Genomic DNA, 18,886 nt, shown 5'->3' with positions numbered 1-18,886 from the left:
TGATCGACGATGAGTGACGACAAGAAAGCAGACTCCGCGCCCAAGAAGAAGGGCGGCCTGATCAAGAAGCTCGTCATGTTCGCCGTGCTGCCGCTCGTGCTGATCGGCGGCGGCATCGGTGCCGGCGTATTCGCGGCCGGCAAAGGGCTGGTGGGCGGCGGCGACAAGGCCAAGACCCATCGCCACGTCGATCCCAATGCCCCCAAGCTGGTGTTGAAAGAGGGCGAGGATGCCCCGATCGACCTGCCCGAGACCGTCAAGGTCGATCCGGAGGTCTACAAATCGAGCTATTACACCGTCGAGCAGCCGTTCACCTCGAACCTGTCCGACACGGAGGGATTCCTCCAGCTCGGCATCGGCGTATCGACCTATTACGACGCCAAGGTGATCGACCACCTGAAGGACAGCGAGATGCCGGTGCGCTCCGCCGTGCTGGAGGTGCTGGCTCAGCAGACCGCCGACAAGCTCAACACCCCCGAGGGCAAGCTGGCCTTGCGTCGCCAGCTCAAGGGCGTCATCAACGGCGTGCTGCGCGAACGCGAAGGCTTCGGCGGCATCGACGATGTCTATTTCACGAGCTTCATCATTCAATGAGCGGTGTCGGCCTGTCGGACTTCGATGCTTCGGGCATCCTCGACGAACTGGCCGAGGCTGCGCCGGAGGTGTCGTTCGCGCCGGTGACCGAGGCGCTCCCCTACCGGCTCGGCGAAGACAAGAGCCGCCCGGTCGAGCGCGTGACCTGCCTGGAACGGATGGCCGACAAGCTCGCACGCGGCTTCCGCGCGGTCATCGAGCCGTTCGCGCGCACCTATGTGGGCGTGACCGCGGCCAAGCCGCTGCTCACAACCTATGGCGAATGGCAGGCGGAACTGCCCTTCTTCGCGCAGCATTCGTTCGGGCTCTATCGTGTGCGACCGCTCAAGGGCGGCATGATGCTGGCGATCGAGGCCGACATGATCGTGGCTTTGGTCGAGAGCTTCTACGGCGGTACGCCCGGCGCCACGGCCAAGCCGAAGAGCGGCGATTTCACCACCAGCGAAGAGATGTTGCTGAAGCGGCTGGTCGACCGCCTGCTGACCCACATCGCCGATCAGTGGCGCGAGCATGCGCCGATCGAGCCGCAGCTCGTGCAACGCGAGACCAGCCTCGAGCATCTCGCCTTCCTGCGCGCCGACGATCAGGTCGTCGTCCAGGCCTTCACGATCGCGCCTGCCGGCAGCCAGCCGAGCACGATCAGCTTCGTCTATCCGCTTGCCGCACTGCGCCCGATCGAGGCGCGCATGACGAGCAAAATCTGCGACGATGACGACGACCATGGCGGCAACGAAGGCTGGCGCGCCCGCATGGGCGAAGCGCTCGCGCATGTCAGCCTGCCCGTCCGCTCGGTGCTCGCCCGCCCCGAAATCTCGGTTGCCCAGTTGCTGGCGCTCAAGGCCGGCGACGTGATCCCGATCACGCTCGCCCCGCAAACGCCTTTGCTCGCTGGCAAATTTCGGATTGCCGAAGGCGTGATCGGCGAGCAGGAGGGCCGTGCCGCCCTGATGATCGCGAAGATGGGGGATGATTTAGGATGAGCGACATGAGCGAAGCGCCCGCGCGCGATCCGTTGACCGCCGGGCGCAATTATCGCCTGCTGGCCGATATCCCGCTCCGCCTCTCGGTCGAGGTCGGCTCGACCAGCCTCAAGCTCGCCGAGCTGATGGACCTGTCCGAGGGCAGCGTCGTCGAGCTCGACCGTCAGGCCAACGAGCTGCTCGACATTCTCGTCAACGGCACGCTCGTCGCGCGCGGCGAGGTGGTGACTGTCGGCGGCAAGTTCGGCATAAGGGTGATCGACGTCGTTGCCACCGAGGCGCGGCTGTCCGGGATCGAACGCCGAACATGAACATGACCGCCTATCTCCTCCAGCTCGTTTTGATGATCGCGCTGGTGGGAGGATTGGCGGTGCTCGCGCTGTGGCTCTACCGAAGGCTGCAGCCCGGAATGGCATTCGGCAGCCGCGAGCGCGCGCTGCGCATCATCGACGCGCAACCGATGGGGCCGATGAGCCGACTGGCGGTGGTCGAGTTTGCCGGAAAGCGTTACCTGATCGCCGTCTCGCGCGGACGCGTCGACCGCATCGCCGAGGCCGACGCGCCCAATTTCGTGGTGCCGGATGCGTGACGGCGTGACGATGGGCGCGCACGATCCCGACACACTGCCCCGTCATCCCGGCGAACGCCGGGATCCAGGTCGGCGGTCCGGTCGAACCTTCAACATATCCGCATCCTGGATCCCGACCTTCAGCGGGATGACGGTTGCGCTCATCGTGACCCTCCTCCTCGCGCACCCCGCTTTCGCGCAGGCATTGCCCTCGGCCGCGCCGGTGACGGCGCCGCCCGCGGGCGGGATCGATCGCGCGATGCGCACCATCGGCGGCACCGGCCAGCCCTTGTCGCTGTCGCTGCAGATCCTGCTGCTGATGAGCCTGCTGACGGTGCTGCCGTCGCTGGTGCTGATGATGACCAGCTTCACCCGCATCATCATCGTGCTGTCGATCCTGCGGCAGGCGCTGGGCCTGCAGCAGACGCCGCCCAACCAGGTACTGGTCGGCCTCGCATTGTTTCTGTCGCTGTTCGTGATGCGGCCGGCGATCGACCAGATCAACCAGACCGCTTACCGCCCCTATGGCGCGGGCCAGATCCCGATCGAGGAGGCGATCTCGCGCTCGGGAACCGTGCTGCACGGCTTCATGATCCGCCAGACCCGCCAGACCGACCTGAAACTGTTCGCCGACATGGCCAAGGCACCGAAATTCGCCTCGCCCGCCGATGTCCCCTTCACGATCCTGCTGCCGGCGTTCGTCACGTCCGAGCTCAAGACCGCGTTCCAGATCGGCTTCCTGATCTTCCTGCCGTTCCTCGTCATCGATCTGGTCGTGGCCTCGACCCTGATGGCGCTCGGCATGATGATGCTGTCGCCGTCGATCATCTCGATGCCGTTCAAGCTCCTGCTGTTCGTGCTGGTGGACGGCTGGGCGCTGACAATGGGCAGCCTTGCGGGAAGCTTCCAGACATGAGCATTGCAGCATGATCGCACAGACCGCCGCCTCCCCCGATTATTTCATCGGCGTGGCGCAGCAGGCTCTGTGGGTGCTGGCGCTGACCTGCGCGCCGATCCTGATCCCGGCGCTGGTCGCGGGGCTCATCATCGGCATGGTGCAGGCCGCCACCTCGATCAACGAGCAGACCGTGTCGTTCGTGCCGAAGCTGCTGGTCATCGCCGCCTGCCTCGCTTTGTTCGGCGGCTCGATGCTGACCCTGATCGGCGATTTCGCAAAGGACATGTTCGCGCGCATTCCCGATCTGGTGCGGTGAACCTGCCATCGGCCTTCGTCGGGCTGGAGGCGCAGCTGTGGATCTGGATGGTCGCGATGATCCGGCCGGGCGCCGCCTTCTTCGCAGCGCCCCTGTTCGGCATGGCTTCGGTGCCGGCGCAGCTCCGCCTCGTCATCGCGCTGGCCATCGGCATGGCCGGGCTGAACGCCGCGCCGTTCACGCTGCCGCCCGAAGGGATCGCCTCCTTCGCCGGCGTGGCGCTGGTCATTGGCGAAGTGCTTGCCGGCATGGCGCTGGGCTTTGCGGTGCAGATCGGTTTCTCGGCAGCGGCGCTGGGCGGGGAGACGATCAGCAATACGATGGGGCTGGGCTTCGCATCCCTGGTCGATCCGACGTCGCGGGCCGCGACCCCGGCGCTCGGCCAGTTCATGCAGCTGCTCGCGACCTTCCTGTTCCTGTCGATCAACGGCCATCTGACGCTCGCGACGATCGTGGTCGACAGCTACCGCGCGCTGCCGGTCGGCGCGGCGTGGCTGGCGCCGGAAAGCGTGCGCGGCCTGCTGATGTTCGGCGGCGACATGCTGGCGGCCGGCGTCGCGATCGCGCTCCCGGTCGCCTTCGCCCTGGTGCTGGTGCAGATCGTCATGGGAATGCTCGCGCGATCGGCACCGGCGATGAACCTGTTTTCGGTCGGCCTGCCGGCCACGTTGCTGGCGGGAATCATCCTTCTGGCGGTCGCGGCGCCGCTGATGGGCGAAGGCATTGCCGATGCGATCGCGCGCGGCCTCGATACCGCGCACCGCATCGCGCTGGGGCATTGATTTCACTCGCCCGCGTCGATCACCACTTCGTTGCCGCCGTTGCGGCGCGCGCGATGCATGGCCTGATCGGCGCGACCGATCAAATCGACGCTGGTCTCGAAGGCGAGGTGGCTGGCGACGCCCGCCGAGAAGGTGACGGTGCCGATCGGCATGCCATCCGCGCGCGATCGCAGCGTACGGCCGGCCAGCGCGCCGCGAACCGCATCGACCCGCGCCGCCGCCTCGATCGAGCAGGCGCCCTCGAACAGCAGCACGAATTCTTCCCGGCCATACCGACCGACGATGCCGTTTTCACCGGCGCCGTCGGCGAGATTGTCGGCGACCAGCCGAAGGATGCGATCACCCACCTGATTGCCATGAATCTCGTTGAGACGATCGAAGGCGTCGATATCGCAGAAGGCGACGGAGAGCGCGCTGTCGGTCGCCTCGGCCGTATCGATGGCGTGACGCAGCGCATATTCGATGCCGCGCCGGTTCAGCAGCCCGGTCAGCGGATCGCGTTCGGCGGTTTCCTGCGCCTCGTCCAGATCGCGCTGGAGCGTACGGAGCTCGCTCTTGGCAGCGCGCAGCCGCGTCTCGCACGCCTGTGTCCGCTCGATCATGGTGCGGGTGAGGCCAAGCAGGGACTCGACGGCCGCCACCGGCAAGGGCGCGCGCGCAATAACGGCGACATCGGCCTCCAGCGCGCGGCCGTAATCGGCGGCGTCATCTGCGGATCGTTCGACCAGCTGCGCCGCCCCGTCGAGCCGCCCCTTGGCCTGTTCGATCAGGCCGGCGAGTTGCTCGGCGAGTGCGGACAGATCGCTCAGGGCCGCGCCGTCGTCGACGGTGCGCGGAGGCGAAGCAGGAATGCGGAGCGGAGCAGACGCGGGCGCATCGCTCCCCTCATCGGCGAAGAGCCGGCTCAGCCAGGTGCGCTTGGTCACGCGCGTGCCCTTGGAGTCGTGGTACACAAATTGCGTAACGACGATCTGCCGCAAAGCTTAAGCCGCGGATGTTGAGCGCGCGCGCATTCCCCGCTAACCCCGCTGTCGACACGCGCGGAAGGCGGCAATGACGGCATCCATCGCGCTCGTCGACGACGATCGCAACATCCTCACTTCGGTCTCGATCGCGCTGCAGGCGGAAGGCTTCGCCGTGCGCATGTACACCGACGGCGACAGCGCGCTGAAAGCGCTGACGGAGAACCCGCCCGATCTGGCGGTGCTCGACATCAAGATGCCGCGCATGGACGGCATGGAGTTGCTGCGCCGCCTGCGCGAGAAGAGCGCGGTGCCCGCCATCTTCCTGACGAGCAAGGATGACGAGCTGGACGAGGCGCTGGGCCTCGCACTCGGCGCCGACGATTATATCACCAAGCCGTTCAGCCAGCGGCTGCTGATCGCGCGCATCCGCGCCATCCTGCGGCGCGTCGACATGCGCTCGAAGCCCGAGGGCGAGGAAGGCCAGCCCATCCTCGAAAAGATCGTGCGCGGGCGGCTGGAGATGGATCCGGCGCGCCATCGCGTGACGTGGGATGGCCGCGACGTGACGCTGACCGTGACCGAGTTCATGATCCTGGAGGCGCTGGCACAGCGCCCGGGCTTCGTGAAATCGCGCGATCAGCTGATGGACACCGCCTATCACGACGATGTCTATGTCGACGACCGTACGATCGACAGCCATATCAAGCGGCTGCGTCGCAAGTTCAGGCAGGTGGATTCCGAATTTAAGGCGATCGAGACGCTCTATGGCGTTGGCTACCGTTTTTCGGAGGATTGACGATAACGATCCCGGCTGGACCGCGCGGCTGTCGCTCACCGCGCGGATCCTGGCCGTCAACATCTTTGCGCTGCTCGTGCTGGCGGGCGGCTTCTTCTATCTCGACAGCTATCGCAGCCAGCTGATCGCGGAGCGGACCGATCAGGCGACGACCGAAGCCAAGATGGCAGGCCGCGCGCTGGCCGACGCACCACCGGCCACATGGCCGCGGCTGCTGGCGGATATCGGCCGGATCAACGAAAGCAGGCTGCGTTTGTATCGCGGCGACGCGGCCCCGCTCGACGCATGGCGTTATTCCACGCCGACCTACGTGCTGCGCAATCCGGCGCAGGATCCGTGGCGGCGGCGGGTGGCGCGCTTCATCGATCGGGCGATCGACCATATCGTCGGCGCCGACACGCCCGAGCCGTTCACCGAACCCGCGATCGACCGGCTCGACGCGTGGCCGGAGGCCGTGCGAGCGCGGCGTACCAACCAGACCCAGGCCGCGCTCCGTCGGGCACCCGAACGAACGCCGGTCATCTCGGTCGCGGTGCCGGTCGACAACGGCCGGCTCGGCATCCTGCTGCTGACAAGCAACCAGCGCGATGTGGTGCGTACCATCCGTGCCGAGCGCTTCTGGCTGGCGATCGTCGTGGTCGGCACCACCCTGCTTTCGATCATGCTGTCGGTCTATCTCGCGCGCACGATCGCGCGACCGCTGCGGCGGCTCGCGCTGGCGGCGCATCGCGTGCGGCTCGGCCGTTCGCGCGAGGTCCAGGTGCCACGCTTGCCCGCGCGCCGCGACGAAATCGGCACGCTCGCGCGCGCTCTGTCCGACATGAGCCAGGCGCTGCGTCAGCGCATCGACGCAACCGAAGCGTTCGCGGCCGACGTCGCGCACGAGATCAAGAACCCGCTGGCATCTTTGCGCAGCGCGGTCGACAGCCTCGATCTCGTCACCGATCCCAACCTGCGCGAGCAACTGGTGGCGGTGATCCGGGACGACGTCGCGCGGCTCGACCGGCTGATCACCGACATCTCCGAAGCATCGCGGCTCGACGCCGAGCTGTCGCGCGCCCGGTTCGAGACGATCGACATCGGCCACATGATCGAGCAGCTCGTCGGCGCGCGCGAAGCGCGCGGATTGCCGAACGGCGTCCACCTTGCCTTCGGCCGCCCCAATCGCGGCTCGACCCTGGTGTTCGGCGACGGATCGCGGCTGGCCCGCGTTGTCGAGAACCTGATCGACAATGCCGTCTCCTTTTCGCCGCCGGGCGGTCTCATCCAGATCGCCGCGATGCGCGACGAAGACATGGTGGTACTGCGGGTCGAGGATGAAGGGCCGGGCGTACCGTTTGCGGAACGCGAGGCGATCTTCAATCGCTTCCACTCGATCCGGCCGGAGGGCGAGGTGTTCGGCCGGCATTCGGGGCTTGGGCTCGCCATCGCCAAGGCGATCGTCGAAGGCCATGGCGGCACGATCGGCGTCACCGACCGTGTCGACGCCGCACGGGGCGCCAGGTTCGTCGTCCGCCTGCCGGCGGCGCAGAAGTGAAGGAACGAGAATGAGCGAGACGATCCATGCCACCTGCGTCGCGATCGACGGGTGCGGCGTGCTGCTGCTGGGTGCGCCGGGCAGCGGCAAGTCGGATCTCGCGCTGCGCCTGATCGATCGCGGTGCCGAGCTGGTGGCGGACGATTCCACGATCATCGAGGAACGCGACGGCAGGCTCTACGCGCGCTGCCCGCAGACCATCGCGGGAAAGCTGGAGGTGCGCGGCGTCGGCATCCTCGAACTGCCGGCGCGCGATGGCGTGCCGCTCGTGCTCGCGATCGCGGTGGACGGCAATCCCGAGCGGTTGCCCGACGCGCACCATTTGCCGGTGCGCCATTTCGGCGGGCTCGATCTGCCGGTGCTGGCGATGCCGCCGTTCGACGCCTCGGCGCCGCTCAAGGTCGAGAAAGCATTGGCGCTCTATGGACGTGCTCATGAGTCGTCCTGAACGCATCCTGCTGGTCACCGGCCTGTCGGGCGCCGGCCGCACGACCGCGCTCAAGACGCTGGAGGATATCGGCTGGGAAACGGTCGATAACCTGCCGCTGAGCCTGGTCGATCGGCTGCTCTCCAGCCCGCTTGCCGAGGGCGCGGCCGAGGAGCGGCCGCTGGCGGTTGGAATCGATACGCGCACCCGCGGCTTCGACGCGACCGGCATCCTCGCCCGGGTGGCGCGATTGCGCGCAGGGCAGGACATGCCGGTCGAGATTTTGTTCCTCGATTCGTCCGGGGCGACGCTGGCCCGGCGTTTCTCCGCGACGCGCCGCCGTCATCCCTTGGCGCTGGATCGCACCGTCGAGGACGGCATCGCGCAGGAGCGCGAGCTGCTGGAGCCGTTGCGCGCCGCCGCCGACACGCTGATCGACACGAGCGACACCTCGTCCAACGCGCTGCAGCAGGATCTGCGTCGACGCTTCGGGCGCGGCGATTCGGCGACGCCGACGCTGGCGGTGATGTCGTTCGGCTATTCGCGCGGGCTGCCGCGTCATGCCGATCTGGTGTTCGACATGCGCTTTCTGCGCAATCCGCACTGGGTGCCCGATCTGCGCCCGGGCACGGGGCTGGACGCCGATGTCGCCGCTTATGTCGCCGGCGATCCTGCGTACGACTCGGCGCTCGAACACATCGAAGACCTGCTGCTGCTGTTGCTTCCGCGCTACCAACGCGAAGGAAAATCATACGTCACGGTCGCTTTCGGCTGCACCGGCGGCCGGCACCGCTCGGTGCATGTCGCCGATCGCGTGGCGAAAAGGTTGCACGCCGCGGGCTTTTCGCCCACGATTGCCCATCGCGATCTGGCGCAGAGACCGTCGGACGCCAATGAGAGGAAGCCGGGAGAGAGCGATGATTCAATCGTAACGGTGAGCGTATGATCGGTCTGGTGCTGGTAACGCATGGCCAGCTTGCGGCGGAGTTCGTGCGGGCAATGGAACATGTGGTCGGACCACAGCCGGCTATCGAGGCGATCTGCATCGGGCCGGAGGACGATATGGAGGCGCGGCGCGCCGACATCGCGCGCGCGGTCGCTGCGGTGGATGCGGGCGCGGGCGTGATCCTGCTGACCGATCTGTTCGGCGGCACCCCGTCCAACCTCGCCATTTCGCTGATGGAACCCGGCCGGGTCGAGGTGATCGCCGGCGTCAACCTGCCGATGCTGATCCGCCTGGGCGGCGCGCGCAAGATGATGAAGGTTCAGGCCGCCGTCGCTGCCGCGCGCGAAGCGGGCCGCAAATATATTTCCGTCGCATCCGAAGTGTTGGGAGCTGCCGCCGCGTGACGATCGAACGGACGGTTTTGATCTCCAACCGACGCGGTCTCCATGCGCGCGCGAGCGCCAAGTTCGTGACGCTCGCCAGCGGCCAATCGGCGACGGTGGAGGTCGAGAAGGACGGATCGCGCGTTGCCGGCACATCGATCATGGGGCTGATGATGCTCGGCGCGGCGATGGGCGACACCGTCACGATCACCGCCTCGGGTGACGGCGCGGACAAGGCGCTCGAGGCATTGTGCGGGCTGGTCGAGGCTAAATTCGGCGAGGAGTGAACGCTCCGGCCGAAACCGTTTCGCGGAAGCGAGCCCTCAGCCTTTATCCAACAGGTCATGACGTCGGAGCGCGTGGCGCAATTGATCGTAGCTGAGCTTCAGCGCCGTCGCGGTCGCGCGCTGGTTGAAGCGATTTCCGGCCAGCGCGCTTTCCAGCAATTGCCGCTCGAACGCGTGGGTCGCGGCACGGAAATCGTCGCAATCGATCACGATCGGCGATGACGTCGCGACCGGCTGCTCGCTTGCGGGGGTCGCGGCGACGCTCGGCTGCGGCGCCGCCAGCCGCCATGGCGAGGCGAACGGATCGAACTGGATGGCGTCGACCGGCTTTTCCGGCGTGTCCCAGCGATAGACCGCACGTTCGACGACATTCCGCAACTCGCGCACGTTGCCGGGCCAGTCGTGCGCGTCCAGCGCCGCGGCTGCGCGCGCGCTGAAGCCCGGCCATCGCGCCCAGCCGAGTTCCGCCGCCATCCGCCGTGCGAAATGGTCCGCCAGCACCGGCACGTCGCCCTCGCGCGCGCGCAGCGGCGGCAGGGTGATGACCTCGAACGACAGGCGGTCGAGCAGATCCGCGCGGAACCGCCCCTCCTCGACCAGCTCGGGCAGATGCTCGTTGGTCGCAGCGACGATCCGCACGTCGACGCGCAACGGCCGCGATGCACCGATCCGCGTCACCTCGCCATATTCGGTCGCGCGCAACAGCCGCTCCTGCGCGCCCGAGCTGAGCGTGGCCAGTTCGTCGAGAAACAATGTCCCGCCGTCCGCCTCCTCGAACCGGCCTACCCGCGCCTTGGTCGCGCCGGTGAACGCCCCCGCCTCGTGGCCGAACAGCTCCGCCTCGATCAACGTCTCCGGCAGCGCGGCGCAATTCATGGTCACCAGCGGGCCAGCCCAACGCGCCGACAGACGGTGCAGGCGCTCGGCGACCAACTCCTTGCCGGTGCCGCGCTCGCCGATCACGAGCACTGGCCGGTTGAGCGCGGCAGCGCGGCTCGCGCGCTCGACGGCATCGAGAAAGGCGACCGACTGGCCGATGAAATTGGCTTCGCGCGGCATGGCGATATGTTGGCGCAATTCGCCACATATTGGCAACGAAGAAATGGTGCAGGCCACTGCACCGCAACCGAGAATCGGCCGATTTCTGTCATTTATTTGACTTGGCACACCTCCTGCAATGCTTGGTTCGTCACCGGATTGACGGTGAGAAATCAAGGTCAGGAGATTTTGCCATGTTCAATTTCGATAAAACCGACGCGCAACGGATTGCGGTTTCCGCCGCCGGCGCACTCGCTCTCTCCGCCGTCAGCGTCGTCGCCGCGGCCGCGCCGGTTCGCGCCGAGACGCCTGCCCTCACCGCCACCGCGTGGCAGGCGAACGTGCAGCATCAGCTCGACGGGTCGCAGAACGTTCGCCTCGGCGTCAACGATGGCCCGCAGGTCGGCACCACGGTGCTGACCGCGAGCTTCGACGCCAGCGGTCGCTTCCAGGATGCAACGATCGCGCGCTCCAGCGGCGATGCCGCGATCGACCGCGACGCGCTGCGCGCCGCTCGTGCGATCGACTATCCGGCGCTGCCCGCCACCGCCGCGCGCACCGTCAATCTGCGCGTCTATTTCGCGGCGACCGACCGTGACGCCGCCCGCGAGATGCTCCGCGATCAGGCGAAGGTCCGCGTGGCCAGCAACGACGCCGGCGGCCGCGTGACAGCGGCGGCGCGATGATCCCCCTCGACCGGATCGGGCTACCCCCCTCGCCCGGTCCGGCCTACACCGTGGCCGAGGTCTGGCCGAACACGTCCTACAGGAGTCCATCGATGGGAATCTTCTCCCGCACCCGCGACATCATCGCTGCCAACATGACCGATCTGCTCGATCGGGCTGAGGATCCGGCGAAGATGATCCGCATGATCATCCTCGAAATGGAGGAGACGCTCGTCGAGGTCCGCGCATCGGCCGCCCGGCACATCGCCGACCAGAAGGAGATGCGCCGCCAGATCGCCAAGCTGGATCAGGTGCAGACCGGCTGGGTCGAGAAGGCCGAGCTCGCTTTGTCCAAGGGCCGCGAGGATCTCGCCAAGGCCGCCCTGGTCGAGAAGCAGAAGGCGGCCGGCCTGGCCGACCAGCTGCAGGACGAGATCGTCGCGATCGACGACGCGCTGTCGGCCTGTGAGGCGGACATCGCCAAGCTGCAGAGCAAGCTGCGCGAGGCACGCGCCCGCCAGAACTCGATCACCACCCGGCTGGAAAGCGCGCAGAACCGCACGCGCCTGCGCGAAATGTATGCCGGTCAGAAGGTCGAGGACGCCTTCAGCCGCTTCGAGGTGCTCGAACGCCGCGTCGACATGGCCGAGGGCCGCGCCGATGCCGCCGGACTGGGCGAGCAGAAGACGCTCGAGGAAGAGATCGCCGAGCTGCGCACGGCAGACGCGGTCGATGCCGAACTCGCCGCGCTGAAGGCACGGGTCGCAGGCCGGGAGGGTTGATCCGATGGAACACGTTGTGGTTCCTATCTTCGTCTGCGGCTCCATCTTCATCGGGCTGCCGTGGGTCGTCTTCCACTACATCACGCAGTGGAAGAAGAGCGGCAGCCTGAGCATCGAGGACGAGAACCTCCTCGACGAGCTGCACGACCTCGCCCGGCGGCTCGACGATCGGATGAACACGATCGAGCGCATCATCGCCGCCGACAATCCGGGCTGGCGCCCGCGCGTCGTCGAGGCCGAGCCGATCGAGGATCGCGAGATCGAACGCCGCGCCGATCGCAGCCGCGATCGCCGCCGCGACCACTAGAAACATCTCATCCAAGGGAAGGAATGGAACGATGGAACCGCGTCGCACCCGCTTCTATCTCGACAAGCGCAACAGCATGGTCATGGGCGTCTGCGCCGGGATCGCCGACTATACCGGCATCGACCTGTTGCTGGTGCGCGTCGGCTTCGTGCTTATCAACTGTGCCACCGGCTTCTTCGGCGGCTTCGGCATCCTCGCTTATTTCCTCGTCGGCTGGCTCGCGAACGACAAGCCGCACGAGTTCGACTATGAGGATCGCGAGGATCGCAAATTCTGGCAGAAGGTCCGCGCGCGGCCCGGCAATTCGGTGCGCGACGTGCGCGCCCGCTTCCGCGACATCGATCGCCGCATCGCCGACGTCGAGCTGCACCTCACCAGCCACAACCGCCGTCTGGCGGACGAGATCGAGGCGCTGCGCTGAAGCGCGCGCCCAAATAGGGGAACGATCATGGACTTTGGTATTCTGGTGCCGATCATCGGCGTTTCCATCCCGGTGGTCGCGCTGCTTCGCCGGCCCTTCTGCAGCTGGCTGGCGCTCAAGGAGCGCCGCATGGAGATGGAAGCCGGCATGGCCGCCGAAAAGGCCGCGCAATATGCCGCCAAGACCGAACGGCTGGAACAGCGCGTCGCGGTGCTGGAGCGCATCCTGACCGACCGATCGCTCCATCTGGGCGACGAGATCGAGCGGTTGCGCGACCGCCCGGTCAACTGATCCGCCGCGCGAAAGGAGAGACTTCATGGTCGAGTTCGCACCCTTCCTGATGGTCGTCCTGATCGTGGCGATCGTCTGCTACACCCGGCTGCAGCGCGCGAAACTGAACGCGGCGCCGCTCAACGAGGCACGCGACGATAGCGAGCCGGAGCGGCTGCGCGCCGAATTGCGCCAGCTCAAGGATCGCATCGCCGTGCTCGAACGCATCGTCACCGACGGCGATCACACCCGATCGATCGCATTGGAGCGCGAGATCGAAGCTTTACGCCAGCATAAGGAGTAGTGATCATGTCGGATCCGCTCGTCACCGAACTGATCGTCGCCGCCGCATTGCTCGGCCTGGTGGTGGTCACCTTCGCCCTGCTCAGGGGCTGGCGCGAATGGATCGCGCTCCAGCGCCTGTCGATCGAGGGGCCCCGCGCCGCCGATGGCCCACCGCCCGGCACCACCGGCGCGCGCATCGAACTCGCCGACCTGCGCGAGCGGGTACGCAAGCTGGAGGCGATCGCGGCAGGGATTGACCTGTAGGGCGACGCGCCGCCGCCTGCCGGTCTTCCGTCACCCCGGACTTGTTCCGGGGTCCACCGCCCAGCAAACCGATCGTCGCTCATGAAGCAGGGTGGATGCCGGAACGATCCCGGCATGACGGGATCGGTTACCGATATTGCCAGTTGAGCGACTTGCCCTCAGCCACCTGCGCCAGTGTCGTGGCCAGCCGCTTGGCCCGCGTTTCGGGACGCTTCGCCTCCTCGATCCACTCGATATACTCGCGGCGCTGGCCGGGCGTGAGCGCATCGAACGCTGCGCCCGCGCCTCCGGCCGCCAGCATCTCGATCAGATCGGCCGACATCGGCAGCGGTGGCTTCGGCGCGCTCCGAGGTCGCGGGGCCGGGCGAGGCGTGTCGGCGGCGGCGCGGATCGTCTCCTCCAACGCCGCATCGTCGGGCAGGTCGGCGAGCGACGTCAGGCTGCGAAACTCCTCCGCGCGCTCGGGGCCATCGTTGGCGCGCCAGAAGCGGAAGGTCGCATGCGCCTTGAATGCCGACATCGCCGCGAATGGCCGGCCTTCGCGCAGGAAGAAGGGGCGGCTCCATTTGATCGCCTCCTCGACATCCGGGCACGCGCGATGAACCAGACCACGCAGGTGGGTGAGGATCGGCTGCGCGAACGGCGCCGCCCCGGCGATATAAGCGTCGACCCTGGGATCCTGCGGCATCGGCCCCTCCCCCCAACCAACGTATCGCGGTTCGGCGCGCGTGCAAGGCGTCAGCGCGGCACTTCCGCCAGCGTCGCCGACGTGATGTGCCAGCGCCGTTGCGCCGCGGTCGAGCCGTCGACGTCGTTGACCCGCGTCAGCCGATAGCTGCCGGCATAGACATGCCGGCTTCCGTCGCGGTGGAGCGCCGTCACCCGCACACGGATGTCGGTCCAGACATGGCTCATGCCCGCGTCGCTTTCGAACGGCGGCAAGGGTTCGACCGTCACGGATCGGGTGTCGGCATAGCCGCGCCGCAAAGCCGCAACGCTATGGCCGTTGGCAAACATGGCGTGGACCGTGCGCCAGTCGTGCCGGCCGATCGCGCCATAATAATCGCGCACAACCTGCACCGCCGCGCTGACGGCCGCCGCGGCCGGCGGCGTCGGCGGCACGGGATCGGCGACCGCCAGCGCGAATGCTGCCAGCATCAGAAGATGCCGTGGCCCAGCATCAGCCGCAGCACCGCCACGATCAGCACCACCAGATTGAGGTTGCGCCCCGAATTGTAGCGCGAGAGCGTGCCGATCGCGAGGCCGACCACGGGGAGCGGCAGGATGAACCAATTCGCCCAGCCCAGCAGCGGCAGCAATGCGAACAGGACCGGCACGATCGCGACGACCCCGATTCCGAGCGACAACAGGTTGAGCATGGATGCAGGCGCTCCTCGATTGGGCCGTGGCCGTATTGTACGACCAATACACCAGATCGACGCATCCGTCATCACTCGTTCGGCGTTGGCAGCGGATCGACGATCGGGCATTCCGCCGCCTTTGTCGAAGGGAACGACGCGCAATGCCGATTGAACTGACGCTGCTGGGCGGATGCCTGATCCTCGCGCTGGTCAACATCTTCGCCGCCGCGCAGATCCGCACCAAGCAATATGGCACCACCTGGAACATGGGCGCGCGCGACGACGACATGCCGCCGCTCGATCCGCTAGCGGGCCGGTTGCTGCGCGCGCAGGCCAATCTGTTCGAGACCCTGCCTTTGTTCGCGGCCGCCATTCTCGGCGCGGTCGTCGCCGGCCGGCTGGGGTGGAAGACGACGCTCGGCGCGCATCTCTATTTCTGGGGCCGCGTAATCTACCTGCCGCTCTACGCTGCCGGCGTGCCGGTGGTGCGGACGATCGTGTGGATGGCGGCGACGCTCGGCCTCGTCCTCGTCATCGCCGGATTGATGCTTGGCTGAGGCGGCTCTGGCCCCCGGCGGCGGCCGCCGCTACAGAGGGGGATGCCCCCTCTCCTCCTCGTCATGTTCGGCGGCGCGATCGGCGCCGGCTTTCGCTATCACATCGGCGCGATCGCACTGCGTAATCTCGGCCCCGCTTTCCCGTGGGGCACGTGGATCATCAACCTGCTCGGCGGCCTCCTGATGGGCATCCTCGCCGGCACGCTGGCGAAGATGCAAGGGGTGGATGGCGAGCCGCTGCGGCTGTTCCTCGGCATCGGGGTGCTCGGCGGCTTCACCACCTTCTCCGCCTTCAGCCTGGAGACGACCGACATGCTGATCCGCGGCGACGCCGTCATGGCCGCATGCTATGCGGTGTCCTCGGTCGCCGGATCCGTGATGCTTCTGCTTGCCGGCCTCTTTCTCGTGCGGACATTCGGATGAGCGACGACGCACGCAATTTCACCGTCGCCGAGGACGATCACGGCATCCGGCTCGATCGCTGGTTCCGCCGCCACATGCCCGACGCCAGCTTCAACATCGTGTCGCGCTGGGCGCGGACCGGGCAGCTCCGCGTCGACGGCAAGCGCGTCACCCCCGGCGATCGGGTCGAGCTTGGGCAGGTCATCCGCGTCCCGCCGCTCGACGTGGCGGCGGTGGCGCCGACCGCAAAGCCGAAGCGCGAGCGCGCACCGATCTCGCCCGAGGATGAGGAGTTCATCCAGAGCATCGTGCTGCACCGCGACCGCGCCGCGATCGTGATCGACAAGCCGCCGGGCCTCGCCACCCAGGGCGGCACCAAGACCGAGCGCCACGTCGACGGGCTGCTCGACGGCCTGTATTTCGAGGCAGAGGGGCGGCCCAAGCTCGTCCACCGGCTCGACAAGGATACGTCGGGCGTGCTGCTGCTGGCGCGCTCGGCCGGCGCGGCCGCTTTCTTCGCCAAATCCTTCTCCAGCCGCTCCGCGCGCAAGCTCTATTGGGCGTTGGTGGTGGGCGTGCCCTCGATCGAGGACGGGATGATCGAGCTGCCGATCGGCAAGCAGCCCGGCACCGGCGGCGAAAAGATGCACGTCGACGAGAAGGAGGGCAGCCCCGCCCGCACGCGGTATCGCGTGATCGAGCGCGCCGGCAACGCCACCGCCTGGGTCGAACTTCAGCCCTATACCGGCCGCACCCACCAGTTGCGCGTGCACATGGCGGCGATCGGCCACCCGATCGTCGGCGACGGCAAATATGGCGGGCAGGACGCGTTCCTGACTGGCGGGATCAGCCGCAAGATGCATCTCCATGCCCGTCGCCTGCGCGTCGACCATCCCGACGGCAGCAAGCTGGATATTTCGGCCGAGCCGCCGCGCCACTTCACCGAGAGCCTTGAGACATTGGGCTTCGATCGGTCGCTCGGCGACGCATTGCCGTTCGACGAGCCCAAGTTCAGCGAAACGCCCGAAGGCAAGAAGAAGGCGGAGAGCGCTGCCGCCAAGGCCCGCCGCAAGGAACGCAAGGGCGAGCGGCGGTCGCGGGGCAGCGCCAAGTGACCCATCCCAACCCCGCCTTCGGGTGGGCGGATGCGGACGAGCTCAAGGCGTTCGCATCGAAGGTGGCATTCGGCCAGATCGCGGTGGTGGTCGATGGCCGCCCACTGCTGGCGCAGGCGCCAATCACGGTGGCGGACGACGGCGCGGTCCAGTTCCACCTCGCCCGCTCCAATGCCGTGACCAACCATATCGATGGCGCACCGATCGTGATCGGCCTGCTGGCGGACGATTTCTACGTAAGCCCCGATTGGTATGGTTCGGCGGATCAGGTGCCGACCTGGAATTATCGCCTCGTGGAGATGCACGGCGTCGCGCGCCGTCTGTCCGATGCCGAGCTCGAGGCGCAGGTCGCGCGGCTGAGCGTCGAGCAGGAGGAACGGCTTCTGCCGAAGCCGGTGTGGACGATCGACAAATTGCCGCCTGCTAAACGCGCGGCGATGCTGCGCGCGATCGTCGGCTTCGCGATCGACTCGCCGGCATGGACCGGCACCGCCAAGCTGGGACAGAACAAGCCGGCAGCCGATCGGGCCGCAGTCGCGCAGGCGCTGTCGGGCATTGGCCGCTCCGATCTCGCCCGCCTGATGGAGCCGCGCGTTTGAACCGGCTAGCGGTATTCGATTGCGACGGCACCCTGGTCGATTCGCAGGCGACGATCTGCGCGGCAGTGGAGAAGGGCTTTGCCGCATGCGGGATCGCCCCGCCCGGCGATGCGGCGGCACGCGCGATCATCGGCCTGTCGTTGCCCGAGGCGATGGCGATATTGCACCCGAACGGCTCGGCGGCGGAGTTCGCGGCGCTGACCGACGCCTATAAGCGAGCCTTCTTCGACATGCGCGCCGCCGGCCTCGCGCACGAGCCGCTGTATGACGGGATCGCCGCGGCCGTGGCCGAGCTGGATGCAAAGGGCTGGCTGCTCGGCGTCGCCACCGGCAAGTCGGATCGCGGGCTAAAGCTGATCCTCGAGCATCACGGCCTCCATCCCCGCTTCGTCACGCTCCAGACCGCCGATCGCCACCCGTCCAAGCCGCATCCGTCGATGATCGAGCAGGCGATGGCCGACGCCGGCGCCGCACCCGAAACGACGGTGATGATCGGCGACACCAGCTTCGACATGGCGATGGCCAAGGCGGCCGGTGCGACGGCGATCGGCGTCACCTGGGGCTATCACGAAGCCGACATGTTGCGCGCCGCCGGAGCGGACGCCGTCGCGACGCATCCCGACGAGCTGGTCGCGATGATCGAAGCAGTGGCGTGAGGCGCTTCTACACCGACGTCGCGACCAATGACGGCGCGATCCTGCTCGACGGCCGGCCGGTGCGCACGCCCGCGCGCGCGCCGCTCGTCCTGCCCACGACGATGCTCGCTGAGGCGGTGGCGGCGGAATGGCGCGCGCAGGGCGAGACGATCGATCCGCGCGCGATGCCGCTGACGGGTCTCGCCAACGCCGCGATCGACCGAGTCGCGCCCGATCCGGCCGCCTTCGCCCGCCCGCTCGCCGCTTATGGCGAGACCGATCTGCTCTGCTACCGCGCCGACGCGCCCGACGATCTGGTGGCGACGCAGGCGGAGGCATGGGATCCGCTGCTCGCCTGGGCACGCCGCCGCTACGACGTGGATTTCGTCGTGACCGTCGGCATCGTCCACGTCGCGCAGCCGCCGGAAACGGTCCTGCGGCTGGCAGCGGCGCTGGGCACCTGCGACGCTTTCGCGCTGGCGGCACTGTCCCCGCTGGTGACGATCGGCGGCTCGCTGGTCGCGGCGCTCGCTTTGACCGAAGGCGCCATCGCGGCGGACGCGGCGTTCGACCTGACCCATCTCGACGAGCTTTGGCAGGTCGAGCATTGGGGCGAGGATGCGCTCGCCCGCGACACGCGCGAGCATCATCGCGCCGACTTCCTTGCCGCCGCGCATTTCCTGACGCTGCTCCACTGACCGCCGCC

The 18,886-nt window shown here is 67.6% G+C and carries 31 protein-coding genes; 26 read left to right on the top strand and 5 right to left on the bottom strand.

The window, feature by feature from the left end; all coding sequences use genetic code 11:
• The first annotated feature begins 9 nt into the window (after window positions 1-9).
• The 7 genes from K8P63_RS08010 (at window position 10) to fliR (ending at window position 4,138) form a co-directional block, all read left to right on the top strand.
• A complete protein-coding gene (locus K8P63_RS08010; protein WP_223799285.1) occupies window positions 10-594 on the top strand; it encodes a flagellar basal body-associated FliL family protein in 585 nt (194 codons plus the stop codon).
• On the top strand, window positions 591-1,574 hold the full coding sequence (locus tag K8P63_RS08005) for a flagellar motor switch protein FliM (RefSeq protein WP_223799284.1): 984 nt from the start codon (window positions 591-593) through the stop codon (window positions 1,572-1,574). The genes K8P63_RS08010 and K8P63_RS08005 overlap by 4 nt, the downstream gene beginning before the upstream one ends.
• The gene (gene fliN / locus K8P63_RS08000; RefSeq protein WP_223799283.1) at window positions 1,571-1,885 is read left to right on the top strand and encodes a flagellar motor switch protein FliN; all 315 of its coding nucleotides are present in this window, start codon (window positions 1,571-1,573) and stop codon (window positions 1,883-1,885) included. The genes K8P63_RS08005 and fliN overlap by 4 nt, the downstream gene beginning before the upstream one ends.
• Window positions 1,886-1,887: 2 nt before the next feature.
• On the top strand, window positions 1,888-2,163 hold the full coding sequence (locus K8P63_RS07995; RefSeq protein WP_223799282.1) for a FliO/MopB family protein: 276 nt from the start codon (window positions 1,888-1,890) through the stop codon (window positions 2,161-2,163).
• A 127-nt stretch (window positions 2,164-2,290) separates the two neighbouring features.
• Window positions 2,291-3,058: a flagellar type III secretion system pore protein FliP gene (gene fliP, locus K8P63_RS07990; protein WP_223799281.1), complete on the top strand. Its 768-nt coding sequence runs from the start codon at window positions 2,291-2,293 to the stop codon at window positions 3,056-3,058.
• Window positions 3,059-3,068: 10 nt separating this feature from the next.
• Window positions 3,069-3,356: a flagellar biosynthesis protein FliQ gene (gene fliQ, locus K8P63_RS07985; protein ID WP_223799280.1), complete on the top strand. Its 288-nt coding sequence runs from the start codon at window positions 3,069-3,071 to the stop codon at window positions 3,354-3,356.
• A 47-nt stretch (window positions 3,357-3,403) separates the two neighbouring features.
• Window positions 3,404-4,138, top strand: a complete 735-nt coding sequence (fliR, locus tag K8P63_RS07980) for a flagellar biosynthetic protein FliR (RefSeq protein WP_223799775.1) — start codon at window positions 3,404-3,406, stop codon at window positions 4,136-4,138.
• Between the two features lie 2 nt (window positions 4,139-4,140).
• Here fliR and K8P63_RS07975 read toward each other — a convergent pair whose 3' ends face one another.
• On the bottom strand, window positions 4,141-5,064 hold the full coding sequence (locus tag K8P63_RS07975; RefSeq protein ID WP_223799279.1) for a diguanylate cyclase domain-containing protein: 924 nt from the start codon (window positions 5,062-5,064) through the stop codon (window positions 4,141-4,143).
• 127 nt (window positions 5,065-5,191) lie between these two features.
• Between K8P63_RS07975 and K8P63_RS07970 the strand changes: the two genes are divergently transcribed.
• The 6 genes from K8P63_RS07970 to K8P63_RS07945 are packed head-to-tail and all read left to right on the top strand — an operon-like array spanning window position 5,192 to window position 9,479.
• Window positions 5,192-5,899, top strand: coding sequence for a response regulator transcription factor (locus K8P63_RS07970; RefSeq protein ID WP_223799278.1), 708 nt, complete (start codon window positions 5,192-5,194; stop codon window positions 5,897-5,899).
• Window positions 5,868-7,436 (top strand): sensor histidine kinase, encoded by a 1,569-nt coding sequence (locus K8P63_RS07965; RefSeq protein ID WP_223799277.1) that lies wholly within the window; start codon window positions 5,868-5,870, stop codon window positions 7,434-7,436. The genes K8P63_RS07970 and K8P63_RS07965 overlap by 32 nt, the downstream gene beginning before the upstream one ends.
• Window positions 7,437-7,446: 10 nt before the next feature.
• Window positions 7,447-7,884 carry an HPr kinase/phosphorylase gene (locus K8P63_RS07960; RefSeq protein WP_223799276.1) on the top strand — a complete coding sequence of 146 codons (438 nt, stop codon included), beginning with the start codon at window positions 7,447-7,449 and terminating at the stop codon, window positions 7,882-7,884.
• Entirely contained in the window at window positions 7,871-8,809 is a 939-nt protein-coding gene (gene rapZ, locus K8P63_RS07955; protein WP_223799275.1) for an RNase adapter RapZ, read from the top strand. Before K8P63_RS07960 ends, rapZ begins: the two co-directional genes overlap by 14 nt.
• A complete protein-coding gene (locus K8P63_RS07950; RefSeq protein WP_223799274.1) occupies window positions 8,806-9,213 on the top strand; it encodes a PTS sugar transporter subunit IIA in 408 nt (135 codons plus the stop codon). The genes rapZ and K8P63_RS07950 overlap by 4 nt, the downstream gene beginning before the upstream one ends.
• Entirely contained in the window at window positions 9,210-9,479 is a 270-nt protein-coding gene (locus tag K8P63_RS07945; RefSeq protein WP_223799273.1) for an HPr family phosphocarrier protein, read from the top strand. Before K8P63_RS07950 ends, K8P63_RS07945 begins: the two co-directional genes overlap by 4 nt.
• A gap of 36 nt (window positions 9,480-9,515) precedes the next feature.
• On the opposite strand, the gene pspF is transcribed toward K8P63_RS07945, so the two are convergent.
• Window positions 9,516-10,538 (bottom strand): phage shock protein operon transcriptional activator, encoded by a 1,023-nt coding sequence (gene pspF, locus K8P63_RS07940; RefSeq protein ID WP_223799272.1) that lies wholly within the window; start codon window positions 10,536-10,538, stop codon window positions 9,516-9,518.
• Window positions 10,539-10,711: 173 nt separating this feature from the next.
• Between pspF and K8P63_RS07935 the strand changes: the two genes are divergently transcribed.
• The 7 genes from K8P63_RS07935 (at window position 10,712) to K8P63_RS07905 (ending at window position 13,511) form a co-directional block, all read left to right on the top strand.
• Complete coding sequence (locus tag K8P63_RS07935) at window positions 10,712-11,203, top strand: energy transducer TonB family protein (protein WP_223799271.1); 492 nt, start codon at window positions 10,712-10,714, stop codon at window positions 11,201-11,203.
• A 92-nt stretch (window positions 11,204-11,295) separates the two neighbouring features.
• Entirely contained in the window at window positions 11,296-11,964 is a 669-nt protein-coding gene (gene pspA / locus K8P63_RS07930; protein WP_223799270.1) for a phage shock protein PspA, read from the top strand.
• Window positions 11,965-11,968: 4 nt separating this feature from the next.
• The gene (pspB, locus tag K8P63_RS07925) at window positions 11,969-12,271 is read left to right on the top strand and encodes an envelope stress response membrane protein PspB (protein WP_223799269.1); all 303 of its coding nucleotides are present in this window, start codon (window positions 11,969-11,971) and stop codon (window positions 12,269-12,271) included.
• 31 nt (window positions 12,272-12,302) lie between these two features.
• On the top strand, window positions 12,303-12,692 hold the full coding sequence (gene pspC, locus K8P63_RS07920; protein WP_223799268.1) for an envelope stress response membrane protein PspC: 390 nt from the start codon (window positions 12,303-12,305) through the stop codon (window positions 12,690-12,692).
• Window positions 12,693-12,719: 27 nt separating this feature from the next.
• Window positions 12,720-12,983, top strand: coding sequence for a hypothetical protein (locus tag K8P63_RS07915; RefSeq protein WP_223799267.1), 264 nt, complete (start codon window positions 12,720-12,722; stop codon window positions 12,981-12,983).
• A gap of 25 nt (window positions 12,984-13,008) precedes the next feature.
• The gene (locus tag K8P63_RS07910; RefSeq protein WP_223799266.1) at window positions 13,009-13,266 is read left to right on the top strand and encodes a hypothetical protein; all 258 of its coding nucleotides are present in this window, start codon (window positions 13,009-13,011) and stop codon (window positions 13,264-13,266) included.
• Between the two features lie 5 nt (window positions 13,267-13,271).
• Complete coding sequence (locus tag K8P63_RS07905; protein ID WP_223799265.1) at window positions 13,272-13,511, top strand: hypothetical protein; 240 nt, start codon at window positions 13,272-13,274, stop codon at window positions 13,509-13,511.
• 127 nt (window positions 13,512-13,638) lie between these two features.
• Here the strand turns inward: K8P63_RS07905 and K8P63_RS07900 are convergent, their stop codons facing one another.
• The 3 genes from K8P63_RS07900 to K8P63_RS07890 are packed head-to-tail and all read right to left on the bottom strand — an operon-like array spanning window position 13,639 to window position 14,890.
• Window positions 13,639-14,199, bottom strand: coding sequence for a YdeI/OmpD-associated family protein (locus tag K8P63_RS07900; protein WP_223799264.1), 561 nt, complete (start codon window positions 14,197-14,199; stop codon window positions 13,639-13,641).
• Between the two features lie 50 nt (window positions 14,200-14,249).
• Complete coding sequence (locus K8P63_RS07895) at window positions 14,250-14,669, bottom strand: hypothetical protein (RefSeq protein ID WP_223799263.1); 420 nt, start codon at window positions 14,667-14,669, stop codon at window positions 14,250-14,252.
• Window positions 14,669-14,890, bottom strand: coding sequence for a hypothetical protein (locus K8P63_RS07890; RefSeq protein WP_223799262.1), 222 nt, complete (start codon window positions 14,888-14,890; stop codon window positions 14,669-14,671). The genes K8P63_RS07895 and K8P63_RS07890 overlap by 1 nt, the downstream gene beginning before the upstream one ends.
• A 143-nt stretch (window positions 14,891-15,033) precedes the next feature.
• On the opposite strand from K8P63_RS07890, the gene K8P63_RS07885 reads away from it, so the two are divergent.
• Genes K8P63_RS07885 through K8P63_RS07860 form a run of 6 tightly spaced genes read left to right on the top strand, consistent with a single transcriptional unit; the run spans window position 15,034 to window position 18,878 of the window.
• Window positions 15,034-15,429 carry an MAPEG family protein gene (locus K8P63_RS07885; protein WP_223799261.1) on the top strand — a complete coding sequence of 132 codons (396 nt, stop codon included), beginning with the start codon at window positions 15,034-15,036 and terminating at the stop codon, window positions 15,427-15,429.
• Between the two features lie 42 nt (window positions 15,430-15,471).
• Complete coding sequence (crcB, locus tag K8P63_RS07880; RefSeq protein WP_223799260.1) at window positions 15,472-15,852, top strand: fluoride efflux transporter CrcB; 381 nt, start codon at window positions 15,472-15,474, stop codon at window positions 15,850-15,852.
• A complete protein-coding gene (locus K8P63_RS07875) occupies window positions 15,849-16,946 on the top strand; it encodes an RluA family pseudouridine synthase (RefSeq protein ID WP_223799259.1) in 1,098 nt (365 codons plus the stop codon). The genes crcB and K8P63_RS07875 overlap by 4 nt, the downstream gene beginning before the upstream one ends.
• Entirely contained in the window at window positions 16,943-17,545 is a 603-nt protein-coding gene (locus tag K8P63_RS07870) for an FMN-binding negative transcriptional regulator (RefSeq protein WP_223799258.1), read from the top strand. The genes K8P63_RS07875 and K8P63_RS07870 overlap by 4 nt, the downstream gene beginning before the upstream one ends.
• Complete coding sequence (locus K8P63_RS07865; RefSeq protein ID WP_223799257.1) at window positions 17,542-18,201, top strand: HAD-IA family hydrolase; 660 nt, start codon at window positions 17,542-17,544, stop codon at window positions 18,199-18,201. The genes K8P63_RS07870 and K8P63_RS07865 overlap by 4 nt, the downstream gene beginning before the upstream one ends.
• The gene (locus tag K8P63_RS07860) at window positions 18,198-18,878 is read left to right on the top strand and encodes an ATP12 family chaperone protein (protein ID WP_223799256.1); all 681 of its coding nucleotides are present in this window, start codon (window positions 18,198-18,200) and stop codon (window positions 18,876-18,878) included. The genes K8P63_RS07865 and K8P63_RS07860 overlap by 4 nt, the downstream gene beginning before the upstream one ends.
• Window positions 18,879-18,886 lie beyond the last annotated feature (8 nt).

The sequence above is a fragment of the Sphingomonas nostoxanthinifaciens genome, from assembly GCF_019930585.1.
Lineage (GTDB): Bacteria > Pseudomonadota > Alphaproteobacteria > Sphingomonadales > Sphingomonadaceae > Sphingomonas_I > Sphingomonas_I nostoxanthinifaciens.
Note: the sequence above shows the minus strand (reverse complement) of the source record. Positions and strands in the feature narration are given on the sequence as shown.